Origin of the sequence: Clostridium sp. AF22-10, assembly GCF_003478725.1 — a bacterium.
Taxonomy (GTDB): Bacteria; Bacillota; Clostridia; order Lachnospirales; family Lachnospiraceae; genus Otoolea; species Otoolea fessa.
Genome location: NZ_QUFZ01000016.1, coordinates 39,977 through 62,916, shown reverse-complemented (window position 1 = coordinate 62,916; position 22,940 = coordinate 39,977). Strand labels below are relative to the sequence as shown.

The window sequence follows — 22,940 nt, the reverse complement described above, 5'->3', positions numbered from 1 at the left end:
TAAAAATCAAGCATTTACAGGACTGTTTTATGTTGGAATCATCCTTATGGTAATTATGGTATCAATAATAAAGTTTCGAGGCGGTGAAATCAATTACCTGGATTCAGATGCAACTTGGCATACATTATTGACGATGCAAGCATATGACGAGACACCTATTAGTCAACATAAATTTTTGCCGATAGTCAGCTTAGGAGGAGTGGACAATAAGGGGATTTCATGGGGCGCAACAATACCGGATAAAGAAGGAAATTTTTATTATACTTCATTTTCGCCTGCTGGATTTGTATTGCCATATTTATTTATAAAAGTATTTAGATTGCCGATAAACGAAAAGAGTTTGTACTATTTCAATACACTATTATTTGCGATATCTGCAGTTTTGTGGGCTTTTTTTTTGAAGACGATTTATAAATCAGAAAAGTGGAGAAGGCATATTATTTGTATTGGAGTATTAACATATATCTTTTCTCCAGAACTATTTCATGGAATGGGAATTGTATATTGGCATCAATCTATAATGCAGGTAATGTTAATAGCACAATTTTTAACATACTATCAATATAAAACTAAAAACTCTAAGAAAGGTAAAATCGCTTTTTATTTAATTACACTAATTATCCCATATATCGAATGGACGGGATATGTGGCTAATTTAGGATTTGCTCTTTTTGAACTTGGTTCAGATTGGAAGTTCGATCTTAAAAGAGCTTGGAAGAATGCGATTGTGATTGGAGCCATCACAGCTGCGTCATTTGGATTGTTTACTGTACATTATTTGAGTGTAGTAGCTGCATCAGATTTCTTTCTTGCTTTAAAAAATAGATTTTTTGCAAGAAATATTGCTTCGAGTACATTATTAACGGATGTATTTGGTAGTTATTTAAAGTCATTTTTGTTGTTATGGATTTTGCTATTCTTTTTAATAATATGGAATATTATTAAAAATGAAAAAATTGAATTGAAGAATAAATGCATCTTATTTGTTTTGGCTTTTCCACTTTTGGAAAATGTTGTTATGAAAGAACATGCATTGTCATATTCTTATGACAGAATGAAGATGGTATTTATATTATCTTATCTGATCTGTGAGTTGGTGGCTCAAATACTGGTTAGCTATGAGAAACGAAATAAAGCAGCATTTATAATTATTGCTATAGTCACAGTTATTTGCTGTTTTGGAAATTTGAATTATTATAGGAAAGATTCAAAATATATTTGGGATATTACTTATAGAGAAACAAACAAAAAAATTTCTGAATATATTAATCAAAACTATTGGAATAGTGTATTGACAACAAATGCTTCAGTTAGAGGATATTTAAATTTATTATTTAACAGGGGAATTTATGAATGGGGAGACATTGATTCGGTTAGAGATATTGCATTGCAAAAAGGAAAACGCTATGCAATCGAATTGAAAACTCTGGATGCTCCAGGAAATATGTATCAATTAACAGGTGCAATAGTATATGATGTCGCTGTTGATAAGTTTATTTATATTAAGCTTAGAAATGATGGGACAATAGTGGAATTAAATAATGATGTTGAGGAATATAACTTGGCAGATTTGACAGATGAAAATTGGACCTCTGGATATTCAAATGTAGGTAATGTATTGCTTTTTTATTATGAAGAAGAATTATTGAATAATTTACGAAACGGAACATTCGTTTCTACTGGAGAGAGGCAATTTACTATTCAGGATATTAAATACGATAGTCAATGGATTGAAGTTACCGTTGAAGGCGATGCATCATCGTGTAAATATCCGGCATACATTTCGATACAATAAAGAAATAGATTACTTCAAAGTAAAATGCGACAGAATAATATGATGAAATTAAATTGTACTAAGAAGGACTGTTCGTACAGATGAGGTAGACAATCTAAATAGTATGGTTAATAAGATCACAAAAAATAAAAAAACAAAGTAGGAAAAGAAAAATGATATTTGAAAAACAAAAAGGTATTCCTAAATTTGAGTGTATGGAATATCAAAAAAAAACAAAAGATTATGTTGTCCTAATTCCGATTATCAATGAAGGAGAGCGGATTTCCAAAGAATTAAAGAGAGCGAAAAAATATCAAGTGTCAGAGTATGCAGATATTGTAATTTGTGATGGTGGTTCAACTGATGGTTGTACGGAAGAAAAGAATCTGAGAAGCCTGGATGTTAATACTCTTCTTGTGAAAATGGATGTAGGAAAACAGGGAGCTCAGCTCAGAATGGGATTTTGGTGGGCGCTAAAGCGGGGATACAAAGGGATTATTACAATTGATGGAAATAATAAAGATAGCATAGAAGATGTTCCTCGTTTTATAGAGAAATTAAAGGAAGGCTATGATCTTATTCAAGGCTCAAGATTTGTAAAAGGCGGCAAAGCGATTAACACGCCTTTTATTCGGACAGTATCTGTAAAATTAATCCATGCCCCAATTATTTCGCTCACAGCGCATCAGAAGTTTACAGATACTACGAATGCCTATAGAGCGTATTCTGCAAGGTATCTTACGGACAAGCGGGTGCAGCCGTTAAGAGACATTTTTATGACCTACGAACTTTTGGCATATCTTTCAGTACGTGCTACACAGATAGGAATGAAAGCTTGTGAGATACCGGTGACCAGAGCATATCCTAAGACAGGAAAAACTCCTACGAAGATTAGTTTCTTTAAGGGCAATAGTGAATTAATAAAAATTTTGATTGCAAATGCTAGAGGAGTATATAAACCAAAGTACAAGAAGATTAATAATTAAAAAAATATTGTGTTCCATTTTCGCTTGTGTCACATGTACATTATGATATTTCTTAAAAAAGATGCGAAAAGTGAGTAAGGAATAGCTTGAGGAGAGATATGAATACAGTGCTCATAATCATGGCTGCTGGCATCGGTTCCCGCTTCGGAACCGGCATCAAGCAGCTTGCAAAGATGGCTCCCAATGGGGGGATTATTATGGATTTTTCGATTTACGATGCGAAAGCGGCTGGATTTACTAAAGTTGTTTTTGTGATTCGAAAAGCAATCGAAGCGGAATTTAAAGAAGTGATTGGAAATCGCTTATCGAAAGTTATGCCAGTAGAGTATGTCTATCAGGAATTAGAAGATTTGCCGGATGGATATAAGGTTCCTGCAGGACGCGTGAAACCGTGGGGGACTGGACAGGCAATTTTAGCTTGCAAGAATGTAGTAAAAGAGCCATTTGTGATTATTAATGCAGATGATTATTATGGAAAAGAAGCATTTATAAAGCTTCATGATTTCTTGATTTCCGAGAATGAGAATAAAGAGAAGATGAACCTTGCCATGGCTGGATTTTCTTTGAAGAACACGCTGAGTGAGAACGGAGCTGTAACTAGAGGTGTCTGTGTGGCAGATGCAAATGGATATCTGGAGAAAGTGATTGAGACAACGGGAATTCAGATAGTGGATGGAAAAATACAGTGCGATAATGCGGAAGTCAGCAAATGGATTACATCAGATGCAATGGTATCTATGAATATGTGGGCGGGATATCCGGATTTTTTGCGGTATATAGATGAAGGATTTGCCAGATTCCTTGATACATTAGGGGAAAATTCAGAGAAGAAAGAATATCTTCTCCCGAATATTGTGGCGGAATTGCTGGAAAAGAATTTGGCGGCTGTAAAAGTCCTGAATACATCGGATAGATGGATTGGTATTACATATAAGGAAGATATAGAACCGGCACAGGAGAAGTTTCGATTTATGATGAAATCTGGCATATATCCGATGCAGTTATGGGAGTAGTAATGTATAAAAAATTAAGAAGGTTTAGATTATGAATTTTTTTGAGAAGTTGAAATTATTAAAAAAGAATAATGCTACTGAAATGAATTACAAGATGTTATTTCAAAACATTATAAAGGGTATATATCTGTCCGTATTTTTGATAATAATTTTAATTTGTGTTTTTTTCCCTAAGATTGAATATGCAAATAAATCTCTTTGTGCGAATTTTTTGTCGCCATGGGTGCTAATGTTTTTGGGAACGATTTTTTTTGCTGTAGTATATACTGTGGCAAATTGTTTTAACTTTAAAAACAGTAAAAAAACTATGATAGTCGTTTCGATACTGTTTTTCTTTTTGAACCTTTTTTGTGTGTATAATTATTATTTTTATACAGGGTGGGATTCTTCCGAATTAATAAATTTTTCTAATTCATATATACACCATCAAAATGCAAATGATTATCAATGGTATTTTTCAAGATACCCTAATAACCTGTTTTTGGCAGAAATTTTCTCTATAATCCGATTTGTGGCACATAATATAGGATTCCATGATTATGAATATTTTGCTATTTTGACAGTTCAATGTTTTTTAAATGCCGTAACAGGCTATTTATTATTTCATATAATTAAGTATTTATTTGATGATACAAAAATTTCGCTGTTTGGGTATGTTGTTTATGTTCTTTTGGCTGGAATATCTCCATGGATTTCTATACCGTATTCGGATTCTATGGCATTGATATTTCCTACGTTGATTTTATATCTTTATATTCATAATAAAAAGAAGAATTCTATGTTAGTGTGGTTCTTCATAGGTCTTTGTTCAACGGTGGGATATAAAATAAAACCTCAAACATTTATCGTTTTTATTGCAGTTATTTTAGTTGAAACATTTTGCGTTGCAGGAAAGAGAGAATTGAAAAAAAGTTTCTTGAATGATTTGATTGCTATTTTTGGCGCTTTCATGGGGCTGTGTATAATTAAAGTTGGAATTTCGGCGATGAATTTTCCGGTTGATAAAAACATGTCTTTTGGAATTGCACATTATTTTATGATGGGTATGAATCCTGCTGATATGGGAAATTTTTCTGATAAGGATGTTGAATTTTCTGCATCATTTTCAACTTGTGCAGAAAGAAACGCAGCAGATTTGTATGTGGCAATTAATCGTATTAAAAATATGCATGTACTAGGCTTGGTGCAGCAATTTGCGCGAAAAATATTATCCAATTATTATAATGGTACATTTAGCTGGGCTGCAGAAGGTGGATTCTTTTTGGAAGTATTTCCTCCGAAAGCGACACCAATATGTGAGTTTTTGCGTGGTTTGTATTATACGGGACAATATGGAGACATCGGAAAATACTATATTTTATGGTCAAATTTTGAACAGATGATATGGTTGACAATTATATTTTTAAATGTGTTTGCATGGCATGCAACTAAAAACAATCGTGTATGTGTGATTATGTTAAGCATCTTAGGGCTGACACTGTTTGAATTAATTTTCGAAGCACGTGCAAGATATTTATTCACATATATTCCACTATATATTATATTGTCTCTCTATGGATTCCAATATATAAGATCAAGATTAAATACTTTTAGAGAACGATATAAAAGATCGGAAAGGTAAAATTTAAAATGAATACCATATTATACATTATTATTCCTTGTTACAATGAGGAAACAGTTCTTCCAATTACATCAAAGATGTTTTTGGATAAGCTGACTTCTTTGATTCAGTCTAATACGATTTCTAACAGCAGCCGTATCCTTTTTGTGAATGATGGAAGTAAGGATAAGACATGGGAAATCATTTGCAATCTGGCAAAACAAGATGAACATTTTATAGGAATCTCTCAGAGCCGTAACCGAGGCCATCAAAATGCGGTTCTTGCGGGTTTGATGGAAGCGAAAGATAAATGTGATATTACAATTTCCATTGATTGTGATGGTCAGGATGATATTAATGCTATGGACGAGATGGTGGAGCAGTATAAGCAGGGATGTGAAATTGTCTATGGCGTCAGAAGTAAACGTGATACAGATACATTTTTTAAACGTTTTACAGCAGAAGGATTTTATAAACTTTTAAACTGGATGGGTGCGGAGGTTGTCTATAATCATGCGGATTATCGCCTTGTCTCAAGTCGGGTGTTAAAGGAGTTTGCTAATTTCAAGGAGGTAAATCTTTTTTTGCGTGGGATGTTTCCGCTGGTTGGCTTTAAGAGCACAAGTGTTTATTATGAGCGTCATGAAAGAATTGCAGGAGAAAGCCATTATCCATTGACGAAAATGTTGAGCCTTGCGTTTGATGGTATTACGAGCTTGAGCATAAAACCTATTCGAATTATTACAGCGCTTGGTACGGTGATTGCAGGACTCAGTTTTCTTGGAGTTATTTGGTCGATCGTGATGCGTTTCATGGGAAATGTAGTTGCCGGATGGTCGAGCATGACATGTATTATTTGCTTGATTGGCGGAGTGCAGCTGGTTTGTCTAGGGATTTTAGGTGAATATATCGGAAAGATTTATATGGAAGTCAAGCATCGGCCGAGATATATTATTAGTGAACGGACAGAAGTAAAAGATACTTCTAATTCACATAAGAAGGTTCACTATTAAGTCTGGGGGGTGCCTGAATGGAGAGACAGGAAATGGAAGGAAAGCAGCGCAGGAAGGCTCTTCTGGTTACCCATGTCAGCGGCTTTGTCCCGCAGTTTGAGATGAACAATGTCCATATTTTACAGAAAATGGGATACGAGGTTCATTATGCCTCAAATTTTCATACGCCGTCCTATGGAACGGATAATCACCGTCTGGATGGAACCGGGATTATCTGTCACCAGATTGATTTTGTACGGAGTCCGTTTGATAAGCGGAATTTTCAGGTGTACCGTCAGATGGTTGAGCTGATGCGCCGGGAAAATTTTTCGCTGGTGCACTGCCACACACCGATGGGAGGTGTGATGGCGCGCCTGGCGGCCCATGCGACGGGGACTGGCCCGGTGATTTATACGGCGCATGGATTCCATTTTTTTAAAGGGGCGTCGTGGAAGAACTGGCTGTTTTATTATCCGATGGAAAAGTTTTTATCGAGGTATACGGATCAGCAGATCTGTATTAACCGAGAGGATTATGAACTTGCGAAACGGAAATTCCATGCGAGGTATGTGGATTATGTGCCGGGTGTGGGGATAGAGGAAGATAATTTTTTTAAAATGGGGGAAAAGGAACGTCAAAAGAAGAGAGAGAGTCTGGGCGTGCCGCCGGGACGGGTAGTGCTTTTGACGTCCGGGGAGATGATTCCGAGGAAAAATCAGGAAGTGCTGTTTCGGATGCTGGCGAAGCTGAAGGATTCGGAAAAGGAGTCAGTTTTATCGTTGGAACGAAATGAAACGGCAGATGAGCAGGAGGATGCTGGAACAGGCAGGCGAGTTGAGAGATGCAGCTATGAACGGCTGCATCTTTTATTATGCGGACATGGCGAATTGAAGGAGTATTTGCAGGATCTGGCAGCGCAGCTTGGGATAGCGGATCATATATCATTTTTGGGTTATAGGGAAGATATGGCGGAGATTTTTGGTGCTTCGGATATCTTCCTTTTTCCGTCTTTCCAGGAAGACTGCCGCGTGCGATGCTGGAGGCGATGGCGAGCGGACTGCCGGTGGTTTGTTCGGAGATCCGGGGCAATACGGACCTGATGGGAGAGGAGTGGACTTTATCTGAGGATGGAAGCCAGAAAATCTGTCCGGGCGGAATGATGATTGAGAAGATGCAGGATGAAGAAGTCTGGGCGCGGGCACTTTTGTATATGCTGGAACATATGGATGAATGGGACCGGATGGGCGAGGTGTGCAGAAAGCGAAGCCGTCTGTTTGGCCTGGATGCAGTGGGGGAAAAGATGGAGAAGATTTACAAGAGACTGCTGGGAAGAGAGTCGGAGAGAGGATAAAGGAGTCATGAAGGAGAAGATGGTATTTGCGCCAGCCAGCGTATTGTTTTTATTGTTTGTTTTTTTGAAACAGTTTTATCTATTTCCTTCGGGAGGAATGGGAGCGGCGGATGTTTGTCTGCTGCTCTCTTTTTTTATTTTACTGGCTGGATGCTTGAAAAAGAAGGAACGAATCGGACGGGTTCGGGAAGATGGTTTTTTCTATGTGTTTTTGCTGTTTGTGATAGGGATTAATGCATATTATGGTATACGGCTGGGGCGGAATGAGTTTTTCCGGTATACGTTTTTCTGGATTTATAATGCCTGTGCGATATGGACGTTTCGGAAGCTGGTGGATCAGGAGAATGAAACGTTTTTATTGTGGATGAACCGGGTGGTGAAGGTAAATATCGTTTTGCAGCTTCTGGTATATGCATCGGGCCATGGACGGATTTTTCATGAATACTGGGGCGCGGTGCGGTACCAGGGAACGTTTAATGATCCGAATCAGCTGGCGTTTTTCTTATTTATGATGGTGCTGCTTTTGTACCTGTACCGGTGTCGGTTCGGCGATCGGAGCTTTCTTATTTTTTACTTGCTGGCTTTACCGGTGCTGGCGGCATCGAAATCGACGGGAATTCTGCTGGGCTTTCTGGTTTTTACCTTGCTGGCAGGAGCGCATGCACTCTATCTGGAGGGATGCAGGAGAAAGGTTCCGTCGAAGGTGTGGATCGTGGGAATCTGTGGTGGATTTCTTTTGTTGGGCGTGTTTTTGTGGTGGATATGGCCAGCGGCGGATTTCGATGTGAAGACCGTGGATTACAATATGCTGACCCGGATTCAGGAGAAGATCTGGAAAGTTGCACATGGCGGACTTTTGGGACTGTTTCTGGATCGCGGCATGGAGAAGCTGGTGCTTTACCCACAATACCTGTTATACGGCGCAGGCGAGGGCGGATTTGACCGTTTCACGCTGACCAGCCAGATCAATGAGATTCATTGCTGCCTGTTCAGTGTATTATTCTGCTATGGAATAATCCCGACGGTTTTCCTACTTATCTGGCTGGTCCGGAATCTGCGGTATATGAATGCGGCGATGATGTGTGCGGTGGCAGGGATTTTGGCGGAGAGTTTCTTTTTGGTGAATTACCGGCAGCCGATGTTTTGGATGATTTTGGTGTATGGGAGTGTGATAAGGGAGAAGGAGAGTGAAGGTAGGCTTTTTTCTTAACAAATGTGGTTAGGAAAAAATTTACATTTGGAAATATTTAAAATTTGCTGCTCCTAGTTGATTTTTTTTGAGGATTGAAATTAGCAATAAACTTAAAACAACTCAAAAACTTGATTTTTAACATTGACTAAGTTAAAATGAAAGAAATTGAGTTAAAAGGGGAATGGGAAATATGCTTACAAGCGTATTCGGGATTTCTATAAAATATGAAGCATGGAATCATCAGGATTCTTTGCCTGTTTATATTGCGGGAAGTTATAATTTTCACACAGCATATATTGGAAACAGACGCTGTATAATGCTTACTCCGACAGAAGAACTTGCCACACTTCCGGCATTGAAAAAACAGATTACAAAAATACAGCAGATTGATAATGTACCAGTCGTATTTGAACTTGCGTCGGTATCTAATTATCGAAGAAAAAGCCTTATAGAAAATAATATACCGTTTATTACTGATAAGCAGGTCTTTCTTCCTTTCATCGGGACAATGCTTTCTGATGAGAAAGAACCCCAAAAGCTGACAGGTAAGTTTGTTTGCTCAACACAGCAGTTGTTTTTGTTTTATCTGTATAGTAAGAAAAAACGATTGTATATTTCAGAAGCCGGAAAAGTGCTTCCATTTACAGCAATGACCTTGACCAGAGCAGTAAAGCAGTTGGAAGCGACGGATTTGTTTCTTGTAGCAAAAGACGGTGTCAACAAGTTTATTGAGTCAAAATATAACAGAGATGAATTATTTGAAAAAGCAAAAGTATATTTGACAACACCTGTCCGCAAAGCAGGATATATAGATAAGACGCAAGTTACAGAAAATATGGTCTTTGCAGGGGGGACGGCACTTTCTGAAAAAACAATGCTAAATCCAAGCCGAGTTGCTACCTATGCAATCAGTGAGAGGGATTATGATAAAACTTTGCTGACCGATGAATTGATAGACCCGGATAAGCAGGTAAGACTTGAATTATGGGCATACAACCCGAAACAATTTTCAGAGGATAACAGTGCTGACGATATTTCCATTGTTTTATCTTTTGGAGATACAAACGATGAGAGAATTGAAGAAGCAGTAGATGAATTGCAGGAAAGAAGGTTGAAGGAGTAATGGTCAGCGGATTTACAAAATTTAAGGAAAGATTTCAGGGTTTTGAAAATCAATATGTTATCATCGGCGGGACAGCTTGTGATTTGATTATGGAAAATGAAGAATTACCGTTTCGTGCTACAAAAGATGTAGATATTGTATTGATTGTCGAATCCATAACAGCGGAGTTCGGCAGGCAGTTCTGGGAGTATGTCAAGGAAGCAGGATATGAGCATTTGAATAAAAGTACCGGAAATACACAGTTTTATCGTTTCACATCTCCGAAAAGCAAAGAATATCCATATATGATAGAAATATTTTCCAGAAATCCGGATTTTGTTATATTGGAAGATGATGCAGTTCTCACACCGCTTCCGATAGACGATGAAATCTCCAGCTTGTCGGCAATCCTTTTAAATGAAGCGTATTATGAATTGCTAAAAACCGGACAATTGATGGTTGATGGCATTCCGGTATTAAGTCCGACTTGTCTGATACCATTTAAGGCGAAAGCGTGGCTGGATTTAAAGGAACGCAAGCTGAATGGAGAGCAGGTTGACAGCAAAAATATAAAGAAACATAAAAATGATGTGTTCCGATTAGCACAGTTAATCACAGCCAATACAAGGCAAGTTCTCAGTCCGGAAATAGCAGAGGATATGAAAAAGTTCTTATCTGAAATAGCTGATGAAACAGTGGATTTAAAGTCCTTGGGTATAAGAGGAACAGATAAGAAGAAAATGACAGATATGTTGTACCAGTGTTATGGGTTGAAGGATAATACATAGTAAAAGTGTTCTTGAAGATTTTGGACTCGCCCTGAGAGGGGAGGGTGCGGACATTTTCTTGGACAGGTTAAACAGCCAATCCAAGTCTACGTCTGTACTCCATAGGACTCATGTATCCTAATGGAGTATTAATAAGGTATTGTGTCCAAATTGAGAGTTTGTTTTGGGGAATGCTTGAAGCTGACGGGATATTCTTGTTTAAATTGTCGTTGTATGTTATAAATAAATCACAAGTATAACAACACGTAACAAGGAGAAAACCAACATGTACGATTATTTAATAGTAGGCGCCGGTCTCTACGGTGCCGTATTCGCCCATGAGGCGAAGAAAGCGGGCAAGAAGGTTCTGGTGATTGACCGCCGCCCGAATATTGCAGGAAATGTGTATACAGAGCCGATGGAGGGCATCCAGGTTCACAAGTATGGCGCGCATATTTTCCACACGAATAATAAGGAAGTCTGGAATTATGTAAATCAGTTCGCGGAGTTTAACCGTTTTACGAACTCTCCGGTGGCGAATTACCACGGCGAGCTGTATTCCCTGCCGTTTAATATGTACACCTTCAACAAGATGTGGGGTGTCGTGACTCCGCAGGAGGCAGCGGCGAAGATCGAGGAACAGCGCAAGGCAGCAGGCATCACCGAGCCGAAGAACCTGGAAGAGCAGGCGATCAGCCTGGTTGGTACGGATATTTATGAGAAGCTGATCAAGGGATATACACAGAAGCAGTGGGGAAGAGAGTGCAAGGATCTTCCGTCCTTTATCATCAAGCGTCTTCCGGTTCGTCTGACCTTTGACAACAACTATTTTAACGCCCTGTATCAGGGAATCCCGGTTGGCGGCTATACGAAGATGGTTGCCAATATGCTGGACGGCATCGAGGTTCGCCTGGAAGAGGATTATTTTGAGAATAAGGCTGATTGGGATGCGATGGCAAAGAAAGTAGTTTACACCGGCGCGATCGATGCGTATTTTGAGTATTCGCTGGGCGTTCTGGAGTATCGTTCTGTGCGCTTTGATACCGAAGTGCTGGATATCCCGAATTTCCAGGGCAATGCGGCAGTGAACTATACAGATGCGGAGACTCCGTGGACGCGTATTATCGAGCATAAATGGTTTGAGTTTGGCAAGGATGCGGATGGCAATGATCTGCCAAAGACGGTTATCAGCCGTGAGTACAGTTCTGAGTGGAAGTTAGGCGATGAGCCGTATTATCCGGTCAATGATGCGAAGAATGGTGCGCTGTATGAGAAGTACAAAGAGCTGGCCAAGAAGGAAGAGAAGGTAATCTTTGGCGGACGTCTGGGCGAGTATAAGTATTATGATATGGATGCGGTGATTGCTTCGGCGTTGGAGCTGGTGAAGAAAGAGCTGTAGGAGAATTTTTGATTTTTATTCGGATCGGCGGATGGTTTCGGAATCATGGATTAGATGGGAAGCTACCTGCTGATTCAGATAAAATGGTGAAATGAAAATTGCAAAATTTAGTATTTCAAAAATAAGGCATAATAAAACATCTTGAATACAGAAAAAAGATATGCTATAGTAAAAATAGGAAAGCCAGAGACATACGGCCTGCCGAAATGAAACAGTTAATCTCTTATGAGACCAGCCGCCCCTATTGCAGTAGTGGCGGCTATTTTCTTCTCGTGAAGATTGTATAACACAATCCTACGAGAGCGACAATGAATATTCCAGACTGAATTAAATCCGAATATGTAATATACATTGTTATCGCCCTCCTTTCTGTCATTGGTATGACGAGATGCTGGAGGGGAAGCCCTCCAAAAGTAGGGGCAGGCCGCCTTTCATATGCTCTGACTTTCCATAATTTTAATTTATCATAATTATAATGTGAGATCAATAAAAAAACACATCTAAACTGTGCAAATGATACTTTTGAAAATGCACAAACTATGCACGTCATTGATTCGGCATCAATTTCTCCAAATCCTCCATCATTCTCCCCAAATCCCGTTCCACCACCTCATACACCAGCACATCCGGCTTATTTTCGTTCAAAAATTCCGGCTCGAATGCCTGCCAGTGGTAAAAATCGGTATACGCAAAGTATTTTGGCAGTCCGACCAGCAGGGCGGTGCCGAAGGAGTCGCGGTAGATCGTGATGCGTCGCGGGTCGGGCGCCTGGTCTGCTGAGATGTGGGCGATGTTGCCATCGTCGGAGGCACTGTCGTAGTGGATGGTTACATTGTTTCGGTAACCGGATACATCTGCTTTGGTATCGTCGCACATGGATTCTGGCATGTGGAACAGGTTTGCCAGATCGCCCGGATCGCGTGGCTCATAGGTGACAGTGACGTCCTCGATCGGCGTGGAGGTGCCGCCAGCGGCATCGATGATCTGCCCGGAGACGAGAAATCCGGCAGCATCGTTCCAGTGGGTGTCGGTTTTGAAATACCACTGATAGTCCCGGCGGTTTTTGAGCTCCGGGTATGGATTGACAACTGGGACATTTGTGTGTATTTCCAGATAATCGAGCAGTTCACTGCGGCGGGTAGGTCCGTCCGGTGCGGTGAAGCCATCCGGGAGGAATTCGCTGCATACGCCTTCTTTATTGGGAGCACACAGGAAGATAAATTCGGTGCCTTTTTCTTTCCAGGCGTCGTGGACGGTCTGGAGTTTGTGTGCCAGCATCTGGAGTTCCCCGGCGGAAAAACGGTTGGTGCCGAGGAAGTCCTCGACAGAGCTTCCGAGCGTGTAAAAGTACCAGCCATCTTTTCCGGTGATGACGTCCTGCGAGTCTCCGAACTGGAATAAGGAGAGGTTTAAGCGGGCGTTCAGGCTTAAGAAGCGGTTGCGGAACGCCGCGTGGTCGTTGATCCAGTCCTCAACACCGGATGGAAAGGTATCGATGGTTTCCAGCGACAGAGTTGGAAATGCCGCCAGACTGCGGTTTTCGCCGGTGCCCTCATCGGCTGTGGTTTTCAGGATAGGAACAGCAGGTTGGGGGAGAGGATGCAGGCGAAGAAGACTGCGATCATGATATGAGTGCGTTTCATAGGATAAAGTCCTCAATTCATAAATTTTTATTCATTTCTTGAATTTTCCGTAGTGTTTATGGTTTCATTGATAGCATTTTCGGAAGATTCGCCGTTTACCTCTTTTTGAATAGTAGCTTCTTCCGGTATATTTGTTTTTTTCAGTTCATCGTCCTTTTTCGGCTTTTCAGCCGCTTCGGAAGCATCGGTTTCTTCTATTATTTCTGCGTCCTCCACCGCCTTCTCCGTCGTTTTCTCCACCAAATCAAACGTTACCTGCGCCTTAAACAGATCCCCATCGATATACAAACTAAACTGCCCGTTCTGCAATTCCGTCAGATCTTTGGCGATCGATAGTCCCAGCCCGCTTCCCTCGGTGGTGCGGGCGACGTCGCCGCGCACGAAACGTTCGGTCAGCTCGTCGGCACGGATGTTGAGCGGATTGGCAGATATATTTTTGATGGTGAAGACTGCCTGGCCAGCAGTACCGGTTTCTGGATTTCCGGGAACGCGGGCGAGGTCTACGTAGACGCGGCTGCCCTCCATCGCATATTTGCAGACATTGTTGTACAGGTTTTCAAGTACGCGCCACAGGCGGCGTCCATCGGCGCGGATCATCAGCGGTTCCCGCGGGGCATTGATGATGAGCTGCAGATGTCTGGCATCCAGTTTTTCTTCAAATTCGCCGTTGGTCTGAAATGCCATCTGGACGAGGTCAATGTCGGTAAATTCAAGCTTCACATTGCCGGAGCTTGCCTTGGATGCCTCGACGAGGTCTTCAATCAGTGTTTTGAGACGCTGTGATTTCTGGTCGAGCACATCAAGATAGGCGTTGATCCGCGCATCTTCAATATGTTCCCGTTTCATTAGGTTTACATAATTTATAATCGAGGTCAGCGGCGTTTTGATGTCGTGCGAAACGTTGGTAATCAGGTTGGTTTTGAGGCGTTCGCTCTTCATTTTCTCCTGAAGGGCGGTTTCAAGACCGGAACTGATGTTGTTGAGTCCCTCTGCCAGCGTGAGCTCCGGACCGTCAAATTCATCGAGATCAAGCTGATAGCTGGTCTCCCCGGCGGAGAGCTGGCGGACGGCATCGCGGATGGATTCCTGTTCGCTTGCCTGCCGGAACAGTATGTAAAAGATCCACAGGTTAAACAGCAGAAATACCAGCACAGTCAGACCTGTCAGCAGGTAAACAACGTATAAATTTGCATACACGCGGTCCCAGAAATACCAGGCAAGGCTGATAAGCGCTGTGTTGATTGCAAGATAGAGAACAAATCCGATGCCTAGGCGGCTGCGGAAGTTCTGCCGTGTTTTGAGGATCAACATTTTCTTCTGAATCCGGCAGATCAGGCTGGAGGTCCACAGGGTACCGGCGCGGTAGCGGCGCAGGAGGCTGAAAAAGAGCAGCAGTCCGCCCAGATACAGGACCAGCGCCTGCAGGCTGTGATCGGAGAAGTACCAATACTGCGATGGAATGACCAGATGCAGGATGCGGATGAGAATCAGGTCGCTTACAACCAGGGCGATCGCGGTCATGGCGGCAAAAAAGACGATGCCGGTTTCAGTGCCGCTCTTGTCGAAGCCGTGCAGCGTCACGTCGAAGCTGCGGTAACTCTGGTAGCCGGACACCCGGAACAGAAACAGGAAGCTTAAAAGCAGTCCGATCGTTGCAAAGATTGTCAGTGCAAATCCGGTCAGATACAGGTGCTGCCGGTGCAGGTATGCGGTATGCGTGCGCGCGTAAAGGTCAGTGACTGGATAATTTGTATCGATTCCGATCAGCAGATAATAGTCGCTGCCGGTGTACGGGTTATTGGATGCCAGTGCGGAAATGCTGCTGAGCGGGATCGCTTTCATGTTGGTGTCGTAGAAAACGGAATTGCCCGGCAGGTACGCGTAGCGCCCGTATTCCTTGACATTTTCCGGTGTCAGGGAATCGGTGTTTGTAAACTGGGTTGTTTCGCTCTGATCCGAATCTGGCTCCGTGTACTGGATTTTAAAATGCAGGTTGGATGGATTGGCGACGAAACGGTTATACACTGTGTAATAACGATGCAGTGTGTCCATGATCTCGACCGCCGCATCCTCCAATGTGCTGCGCTTCCGGCTGGCAGAACGGTAGCTGTAGATCCGCTGCGGCTCTTGAACCGACCATTCGACGTAGCCTTCGCGGCTCTTGACGCCGTCTGCCGGTTCAGAAACCTTCTGGCAGTTAAAGTCGTCGTCGAGCTGGTACCCCATGGATTCCAGATAGGAAATCAGGGAGGACAGGGAGAAATTTTCGGTCTCGCTTGGTCCAAAGGTCATTTTGAGCATCCGGCGCGAGAGGTCGATCGAACTGTCGGCACCGAAGACGTCCTGATATTCCATATATAGGAAGATATCGTTCAGATCGTTATTAAATTGTGTGTTAAATTCCGCGGTGTCCTCATAAGGAACCGAGCCAATGCCGGTCAGCCCCAGCCCGAAATTTCCATTGATATACATGAGGCTGATACCGATGAGTCCCAGAATCAGGAAAAACAGATGCGCGAGGCTGGCGATCCATTTCTGGATCTGCATCGGAATATGTGAGAGTTTTGTCATAAATTTTGCAACTCCTAACTTCTGTTAGATGGATGATTCACATTTTTACTGCTTCTCAATTTTATATCCAACACCCCAGACAACCTTCAGATAGCGCGGCTCCCTCGGGTTAATTTCGATCTTTTCGCGGATATGGCGGATATGAACCGCAACTGTATTGTCCGCGCCGATCGCCTCCTCATTCCAGATCGCCTCGTAGATCTGGTCGATGGAGAAGACTTTTCCGGCGTTTTTAACGAGCAGAAGCAGGATGTTGTACTCGATCGGTGTCAGCTTGATGAGTTCGCCGTCCACGGTTACTTCCTTATTTTCATCGTTGATCTGCAAGCCGCCGCATTTGAATACGTGGTTGCCCATCTGATTGTTCATATTTCCCAGCTGCGTGTAGCGGCGGAGCTGAGATTTCACGCGGGCGACCAGTTCCAGTGGGTTAAACGGCTTCGTGATATAATCATCTGCCCCGATATTTAAGCCCAGAATCTTGTCCGCATCCTCAGACTTCGCGGAAAGAATAATGATCGGGATGCTGCTGGTTTCACGCACCTTCAGCGTCGTCCGGATGCCATCTAACCCTGGCATCATAACGTCCAGAATCATCAAATTCACGGTGTGCGTTTTTAAAAGTTCCAGTGCCTCCGCGCCGTCATATGCCTTGATAACCTCAAATCCCTCACCGGTTAAGTATATGTCAATCGCTTCCACGATCTGTTTGTCATCGTCACATACAAGAATACTCTGCATAGCAACTCCTCCTTTTAATAGGGTAATATATAGATAATATAGTATACAAATTTCTGTATAGATACAATAAAGATACCTATGTCTTATAATTATACAACGAAAAAGGAAACCGCGGTATCCTAATTTTTATGTATTTCAAGTGATGCGTATTTCAGGAGAAGAGCCGCCCCCAATCTGTAGGAAACATCACTCGCGCCGGCACTTAGCGAGGTTTTTTCGAGCTTAGTGTCCGCTGCAGCGAGTGCAAGAGCGAGAGCGTTTTCCGGAAGATTGGGGGCGGCTCTTCTCTGTCCGGGTTGCGTCTTCTCACCAGAATCCTGCCGTTCATTTACAAGTTATCCTTGACAAACCCCAGATTCTCCGCTACACTCTAAATTAATTTGAATATCAAACCATTTGAAATTAAAACTATCTTTTATAGAAGAAGCGGAGTTAAACGAGAAAATGACAGCTAGAATCATTGGAATCGGCGCGTATGCGCCGGAGCAGGTTGTGACGAATCAGGATTTGACGAAATTTCTTGATACAAATGATGCCTGGATCCGGGAACGGACGGGTATTGGAGCCAGACATGTCTCGACGAGCGAGGGAACCTCGGCGTTGGCGACAGAGGCGGCGAAGCGCGCGATCGCGGACGCGGGCATTTCTCCGGAGGAGATTGAGATCGTGATTGTGGCGACTTCTTCCCCGGATCGGGCGTTCCCGAGTGCGGCGGCGGATGTACAGGGAGCCATCGGGGCGAAACACGCGGTGGCGTTTGACATCACGGCGGCATGTTCCGGATTTATTTACGCCTTACATATTGTGCAGGGATTTATTCAGGCGGGCATCTATAAGACGGCGCTGATCATCGGTGCGGAGACACTGAGCAAGGTGTTAGACTGGACGGACCGCAGTTCCTGCATCCTGTTTGGCGATGGAGCGGGCGCGGCGGTTGTCCGGGCGGACGAGACGGGTGTGGTGAAGACGCTGGTCGGCAGCGACGGAACGAAGAACGACGTTCTGTACTGCCAGGCGAGAAGTCTTGAAAACTGCCTGACGGGCGGCAGACCCGAGCTTGGTTTTATGCAGATGGACGGTCAGGAAGTCTTCAAGTTTGCGGTGAAGAAGGTACCGGAGATTGTGAATGCGATTCTGGAGGAGACCGGAACGGACCGCGAGGCGGTACAGCATTATCTGCTGCATCAGGCGAATATCCGGATTCTGGAAGCGGCGTCGCGCCGTCTGAAGGTTCCGATGGACAAGATTCCGGTCAATATCGAGCGCTACGGCAATACGTCGGCGGCTTCGATTCCGATTCTCCTGGATGAAATGCACCGGGACGGACGCTTAAAACGCGGCGATACGCTGGTGATGGCAGGTTTTGGCGCGGGTCTTACCTGGGGCGCGGCATTGATGACCTGGTAGGTGCCTGGAGAAGCAAAAAATATATAGCAAAACTAATGTACATTATTCCATTTTTTGATAAAATATAAGAACAGTGATTGCATTTTTGCGGTCACAAAAAGAAAATTCATTTAAAAAGGAGATTGAAACGATGTTAGAGAAAATGAAAGAAATTATTGCAGAGCAGCTGAGCGTAGACGCAGATTCCATTACCGAGGCTTCCTCTTTCAAGGATGATCTGGGTGCTGATTCCCTGGATCTGTTTGAGCTGGTTATGGCTCTGGAGGACGAGTACTCCGTAGAGATCCCGGCTGAGGATCTGCAGAACCTGGCAACGGTAGGCGATGTTATGAACTACTTAAAAGAAAAAGGTGTAGAGGCATAATGAAAACAAAGATCACAGAAATGTTGGGGATTGAATACCCGATTATTCAGGGCGGCATGGCATGGGTGGCAGAACATCATCTGGCAGCAGCCGTTTCTGAAGCTGGCGGTCTGGGCTTAATTGGCGGCGCCAATGCACCAGGTGAGGTTGTACGCGAGGAGATCCGCAAGGCGAGAGAGCTGACAAAGAAGCCGTTTGGTGTCAATGTCATGCTGATGAGCCCGTATGCGGATGACGTGGCAAAGGTAGTTGTAGAAGAAGGCATCAAGGTCGTAACGACCGGCGCCGGTATTCCAGGCAAATACATGGGCATGTGGAAGGAAGCCGGCATTAAGGTAATTCCGGTTGTCGCTTCGGTTGCACAGGCACGTCTGATGGAGAAGAGCGGCGCAGATGCAGTCGTTGCAGAAGGCATGGAGTCCGGCGGACACATTGGCGAGGCGACGACGATGACGCTCGTTCCGCAGGTGGTTGATGCGGTTTCGATTCCGGTGATTGCGGCTGGAGGTATCGCAGATGGACGCGGCATTGCGGCGGCATTTATGCTGGGCGCAGAGGCGGTCCAGATGGGAACCCGCTTCGTCGTATCGAAGGAATCTATCGTAAGCCAGGCTTACAAGGACAGAGTCATCAAGGCGAAAGACATTGATTCGACCGTAACCGGTATGAGTCACGGACATCCGATCCGCTGTCTTAGAAATAAGATGACGAGAGAGTATCTGAAGCTGGAAAAAGAGGGACGCCCGTTCGAGGAACTGGAGTATTTAACACTTGGAACGCTTCGGAAGGCAGTCATGGAAGGTGACGTGGACAACGGAACCGTGATGGCTGGACAGATTGCAGGTATGGTGAAGAAAGAGCAGACCTGTAAGGAAATGATTGAAGAAATGATGGCCCAGGCGGAGGCGCTTTTGGGCAGAAAGTAGAGAGTGAGTGTAACGCTATGAGCAAAATTGCATTTATTTTTCCGGGTCAGGGCGCACAGACCACTGGCATGGGACAGGATTTTTATCAGGAAACGGAAACGGGACGCGGGATGTTTGAGAAAGCAAGCGAGATCCTTGGGTTTTCAATGACCGATCTTTGCTTTGATCCGGCGCAGACGGACTGTCTGAATATCACGGAGTATACGCAGCCGGCGATGGTAACCGCCAGCCTTGCGATGATGCGTGTATTTATGGAACGTACTGGAATCCGCCCGGATGTGGCTGCGGGCCTGAGCCTGGGAGAGTATCCTGCAATGGCGGCTGCAGGCGTTATGTCTGACGAAGATGCCATCCGTACCGTGCGGCAGAGAGGTATCCTGATGCAGGGCGAAGTCCCGGTTGGTCAGGGCGCTATGTCTGCCGTACTGGCGATGGATGCAGAGAAGATCGAAGAGGTGATCGCGCCGATCGAGGGCGTGCAGATTGCCAACTATAACTGCCCGGGACAGATTGTTATCTCTGGTAAGACAGAGGCGGTTGCCGAGGCAGGAGAGAAATTGAAGGAAGCGGGCGCAAAACGCGTTCTTCCGTTAAAGGTAAGCGGACCGTTTCATTCCAAGATGTTAGTGGGAGCTGGCGAGAAGCTTGGAAAGGTACTCGATACCGTTGAGATTCATACACCGGAGATTCCGTATATTGCGAATGTGACGGCAGATTATGTGACCGATGCAGCCGATGTAAAGCCGCTTCTGATGAAGCAGGTTTCTTCCTCCGTCCGCTGGGAGCAGACGATCCGGAAGATGTTGGCAGACGGTGTGGACACATTTATTGAGATCGGACCGGGTAAGACCCTGACTGGTTTCATGCGTAAAATCGACAAAAACGCGAAGGCGTTCAATATAGAGAAACTGGAAGATATCGACAAAGTAAAGGAGGCGCTTGGATGTTAAATGGAAAAGTAGCAGTTGTGACAGGTGCCAGCCGCGGCATTGGCCGTCAGATCGCTATTTCGATGGCGAAAGAGGGCGCTGTGGTGATCGTCAATTATAATGGCTCTGCGGCAAAAGCAGAGGATGTCGTAAAGGAAATTACCGAGGCAGGCGGACAGGCGGAAGCCGTTCAGTGCAATGTTTCGGATTACAGCGCGGCAGAGGCGTTCTTAAAGGACATTATCAGCCGCTATAAGAGAATTGATATTCTGGTAAACAATGCGGGTATCACCCGTGACAATCTTCTGATGAAGATGAGCGAGGAAGAGTTTGATGCTGTTATCGATACGAACTTAAAGGGCGCATTTAACTGCATTAAGCACGTATCCCGCCAGATGTTAAAGCAGAAGGGCGGACGCATCATCAATATTTCCTCCGTTTCCGGCGTGATGGGAAATGCGGGACAGGCCAATTACTGTGCGTCCAAGGCGGGCGTGATCGGACTGACCAAGTCCGTGGCAAGAGAGATCGGAAGCCGCGGCATCACAGTCAACGCGATTGCACCGGGATTTATTGATACGGAGATGACCGCCGTTCTTCCGGAGGATGTGAAGAAGGCGATGGGCGAGCAGATTCCGTTAAAACGCTTCGGTACGACCGAGGATGTAGCGCAGGCAGCCGTATTTCTGGCTTCTGACCGCGCAGCTTACATCACAGGACAGGTTCTGTGCGTGGACGGCGGAATGGCGATGTAGGGAAAGGGTGCTTTACAGATAGGCACTTTTGGAACCGAAAGTGGCGTACGATAACGTAGTGGCAGCAGATTTTGCCGATTTGGAATGCGAAGCATCGGCAAAATCGTGTCGCAGTTTGCACAACGTGTGAACTGTGACGATAGAAAGGCAGGTTTTTAGATGGGAAATAAGACACGTGTAGTAGTAACCGGTCTGGGAGCGATCACTCCGATTGGAAATGACGTAGCAAGCTTCTGGCAGGGATTAAAGGATAAAAAAGTCGGTATCGCGCCGATCACATATTTTGATACAACCGATTATAAGGCAAAGCTGGCAGGCGAGGTGAAGGATTTTGATCCGAAGAAATACATGGATCCGAAGGCAGCGAGACGTATGGAGCCGTTTTCCCAGTATGCGGTAGCGGCAGCCGGTGAGGCGATCGCACAGGCGGGTCTGGATATGGAAAAAGAGGATCCGTTCCGCGTGGGAACCAGCATCGGTTCCGGTATCGGAAGCTTACAGGCGATGGAACGTGAGCACAAAAAAATGCTGGAAAAAGGACCGAACCGCGTGAACCCGCTGCTCGTTCCGATGATGATCAGCAACATGGCAGTCGGCAATGTGGCAATGCATTATGGTTTAAAGGGCAAATCCATCAACGTGGTAACTGCCTGTGCGACCGGTACGAACTCTATCGGTGAGGCGTTCCGCTCGATCCAGTACGGCGAGGCAGACGTGATGGTAGCCGGTGGTACCGAGTCTGCGATCACACCGCTCGGTATGGCAGGTTTCGCGGCTCTGACGGCTCTTTCTACCAATGATGACCCGGAGACGGCATCCCGTCCGTTTGATAAGGACCGCGATGGTTTCGTCATGGGCGAGGGCGCTGGTATCGTAGTTCTGGAGTCCTTAGAGCACGCGCAGAAGCGTGGCGCAAAGATTCTGGCAGAGGTAGTCGGCTACGGCGGAAGCAACGATGCATTCCACATCACTTCCCCGGCAGAGGATGGAAGCGGCGCAGCGTATGCGATGGAGATGGCGCTCAAGGATGCAGGTATCGCACCGGAGAAGATTGATTACATCAATGCACATGGAACCAGTACACACCATAACGATCTCTTCGAGACGATGGCAGTGAAAAAAGCGCTGGGCGACCACGCTTACAAGGTAAAAATTAACTCCACTAAGTCGATGATTGGACATCTTTTAGGTGCAGCGGGCGGTGTTGAGTTTATCGCCTGCGTGAAATCCATTGAGGATGGATTTGTACACGCAACCGCAGGTTTAAAAGAGGCAGGCGAGGGCTGCGATCTGGATTACACGATGGGCGAGGGTGTTCCGATGGATATCCACTATGCCCTGACCAACTCCCTGGGATTTGGTGGTGTCAATGCCAGCCTGGTAATCAAGAAATTTGAGGACTAAATATAATTTGAGGACGTTTTTGTG

At 44.4% G+C, this 22,940-nt stretch carries 20 protein-coding genes; 17 read left to right on the top strand and 3 right to left on the bottom strand.

What is annotated here, in order from left to right; all coding sequences use genetic code 11:
* Positions 1-46: 46 nt before the first annotated feature.
* The 11 genes from DWX91_RS11855 (at position 47) to glf (ending at position 12,176) form a co-directional block, all read left to right on the top strand.
* Positions 47-1,795, top strand: a complete 1,749-nt coding sequence (locus tag DWX91_RS11855; protein ID WP_118471606.1) for a hypothetical protein — start codon at positions 47-49, stop codon at positions 1,793-1,795.
* Between the two features lie 152 nt (positions 1,796-1,947).
* Positions 1,948-2,760 (top strand): glycosyltransferase family 2 protein, encoded by an 813-nt coding sequence (locus DWX91_RS11850; RefSeq protein ID WP_118471604.1) that lies wholly within the window; start codon positions 1,948-1,950, stop codon positions 2,758-2,760.
* A gap of 98 nt (positions 2,761-2,858) precedes the next feature.
* Positions 2,859-3,773 (top strand): nucleotidyltransferase family protein, encoded by a 915-nt coding sequence (locus DWX91_RS11845; protein WP_118471602.1) that lies wholly within the window; start codon positions 2,859-2,861, stop codon positions 3,771-3,773.
* Positions 3,774-3,804: 31 nt separating this feature from the next.
* Positions 3,805-5,394, top strand: a complete 1,590-nt coding sequence (locus DWX91_RS11840; protein WP_107000863.1) for a hypothetical protein — start codon at positions 3,805-3,807, stop codon at positions 5,392-5,394.
* Between the two features lie 8 nt (positions 5,395-5,402).
* Positions 5,403-6,386 carry a glycosyltransferase family 2 protein gene (locus tag DWX91_RS11835; RefSeq protein WP_107000862.1) on the top strand — a complete coding sequence of 328 codons (984 nt, stop codon included), beginning with the start codon at positions 5,403-5,405 and terminating at the stop codon, positions 6,384-6,386.
* Between the two features lie 17 nt (positions 6,387-6,403).
* Positions 6,404-7,465, top strand: coding sequence for a glycosyltransferase (locus DWX91_RS11830; protein ID WP_118538965.1), 1,062 nt, complete (start codon positions 6,404-6,406; stop codon positions 7,463-7,465).
* Positions 7,399-7,716: a glycosyltransferase gene (locus DWX91_RS11825; protein ID WP_118538963.1), complete on the top strand. Its 318-nt coding sequence runs from the start codon at positions 7,399-7,401 to the stop codon at positions 7,714-7,716. Before DWX91_RS11830 ends, DWX91_RS11825 begins: the two co-directional genes overlap by 67 nt.
* A gap of 97 nt (positions 7,717-7,813) precedes the next feature.
* The gene (locus DWX91_RS11820; protein WP_147354402.1) at positions 7,814-8,926 is read left to right on the top strand and encodes a hypothetical protein; all 1,113 of its coding nucleotides are present in this window, start codon (positions 7,814-7,816) and stop codon (positions 8,924-8,926) included.
* A 172-nt stretch (positions 8,927-9,098) separates the two neighbouring features.
* Positions 9,099-10,031, top strand: a complete 933-nt coding sequence (locus tag DWX91_RS11815) for a MarR family transcriptional regulator (protein ID WP_118468890.1) — start codon at positions 9,099-9,101, stop codon at positions 10,029-10,031.
* Positions 10,031-10,798, top strand: a complete 768-nt coding sequence (locus DWX91_RS11810; protein WP_118468888.1) for a hypothetical protein — start codon at positions 10,031-10,033, stop codon at positions 10,796-10,798. Before DWX91_RS11815 ends, DWX91_RS11810 begins: the two co-directional genes overlap by 1 nt.
* A gap of 265 nt (positions 10,799-11,063) precedes the next feature.
* Positions 11,064-12,176, top strand: coding sequence for a UDP-galactopyranose mutase (gene glf / locus DWX91_RS11805; RefSeq protein WP_107000857.1), 1,113 nt, complete (start codon positions 11,064-11,066; stop codon positions 12,174-12,176).
* Between the two features lie 546 nt (positions 12,177-12,722).
* Here glf and DWX91_RS11800 read toward each other — a convergent pair.
* From DWX91_RS11800 to DWX91_RS11790, 3 genes are read right to left on the bottom strand one after another with little or no spacing between them, the layout of a single operon-like run.
* Positions 12,723-13,835, bottom strand: coding sequence for an alginate O-acetyltransferase AlgX-related protein (locus DWX91_RS11800; protein WP_243099039.1), 1,113 nt, complete (start codon positions 13,833-13,835; stop codon positions 12,723-12,725).
* Positions 13,836-13,846: 11 nt separating this feature from the next.
* Entirely contained in the window at positions 13,847-16,390 is a 2,544-nt protein-coding gene (locus tag DWX91_RS11795) for a sensor histidine kinase (protein WP_118471600.1), read from the bottom strand.
* Between the two features lie 45 nt (positions 16,391-16,435).
* Positions 16,436-17,131, bottom strand: a complete 696-nt coding sequence (locus DWX91_RS11790; protein WP_022360531.1) for a response regulator transcription factor — start codon at positions 17,129-17,131, stop codon at positions 16,436-16,438.
* 444 nt (positions 17,132-17,575) lie between these two features.
* Between DWX91_RS11790 and DWX91_RS11785 the strand changes: the two genes are divergently transcribed.
* From DWX91_RS11785 to fabF, 6 genes are all read left to right on the top strand, one after another.
* Positions 17,576-18,538 (top strand): beta-ketoacyl-ACP synthase III, encoded by a 963-nt coding sequence (locus DWX91_RS11785; RefSeq protein WP_022360532.1) that lies wholly within the window; start codon positions 17,576-17,578, stop codon positions 18,536-18,538.
* 130 nt (positions 18,539-18,668) lie between these two features.
* Complete coding sequence (gene acpP / locus DWX91_RS11780) at positions 18,669-18,902, top strand: acyl carrier protein (protein ID WP_022360533.1); 234 nt, start codon at positions 18,669-18,671, stop codon at positions 18,900-18,902.
* The gene (gene fabK, locus DWX91_RS11775; RefSeq protein WP_022360534.1) at positions 18,902-19,828 is read left to right on the top strand and encodes an enoyl-[acyl-carrier-protein] reductase FabK; all 927 of its coding nucleotides are present in this window, start codon (positions 18,902-18,904) and stop codon (positions 19,826-19,828) included. Before acpP ends, fabK begins: the two co-directional genes overlap by 1 nt.
* A gap of 17 nt (positions 19,829-19,845) precedes the next feature.
* Complete coding sequence (fabD, locus tag DWX91_RS11770; RefSeq protein ID WP_118538961.1) at positions 19,846-20,778, top strand: ACP S-malonyltransferase; 933 nt, start codon at positions 19,846-19,848, stop codon at positions 20,776-20,778.
* The gene (fabG, locus tag DWX91_RS11765; RefSeq protein ID WP_118538959.1) at positions 20,772-21,512 is read left to right on the top strand and encodes a 3-oxoacyl-[acyl-carrier-protein] reductase; all 741 of its coding nucleotides are present in this window, start codon (positions 20,772-20,774) and stop codon (positions 21,510-21,512) included. The genes fabD and fabG overlap by 7 nt, the downstream gene beginning before the upstream one ends.
* A 159-nt stretch (positions 21,513-21,671) precedes the next feature.
* On the top strand, positions 21,672-22,916 hold the full coding sequence (fabF, locus tag DWX91_RS11760; protein ID WP_107000851.1) for a beta-ketoacyl-ACP synthase II: 1,245 nt from the start codon (positions 21,672-21,674) through the stop codon (positions 22,914-22,916).
* Positions 22,917-22,940 lie beyond the last annotated feature (24 nt).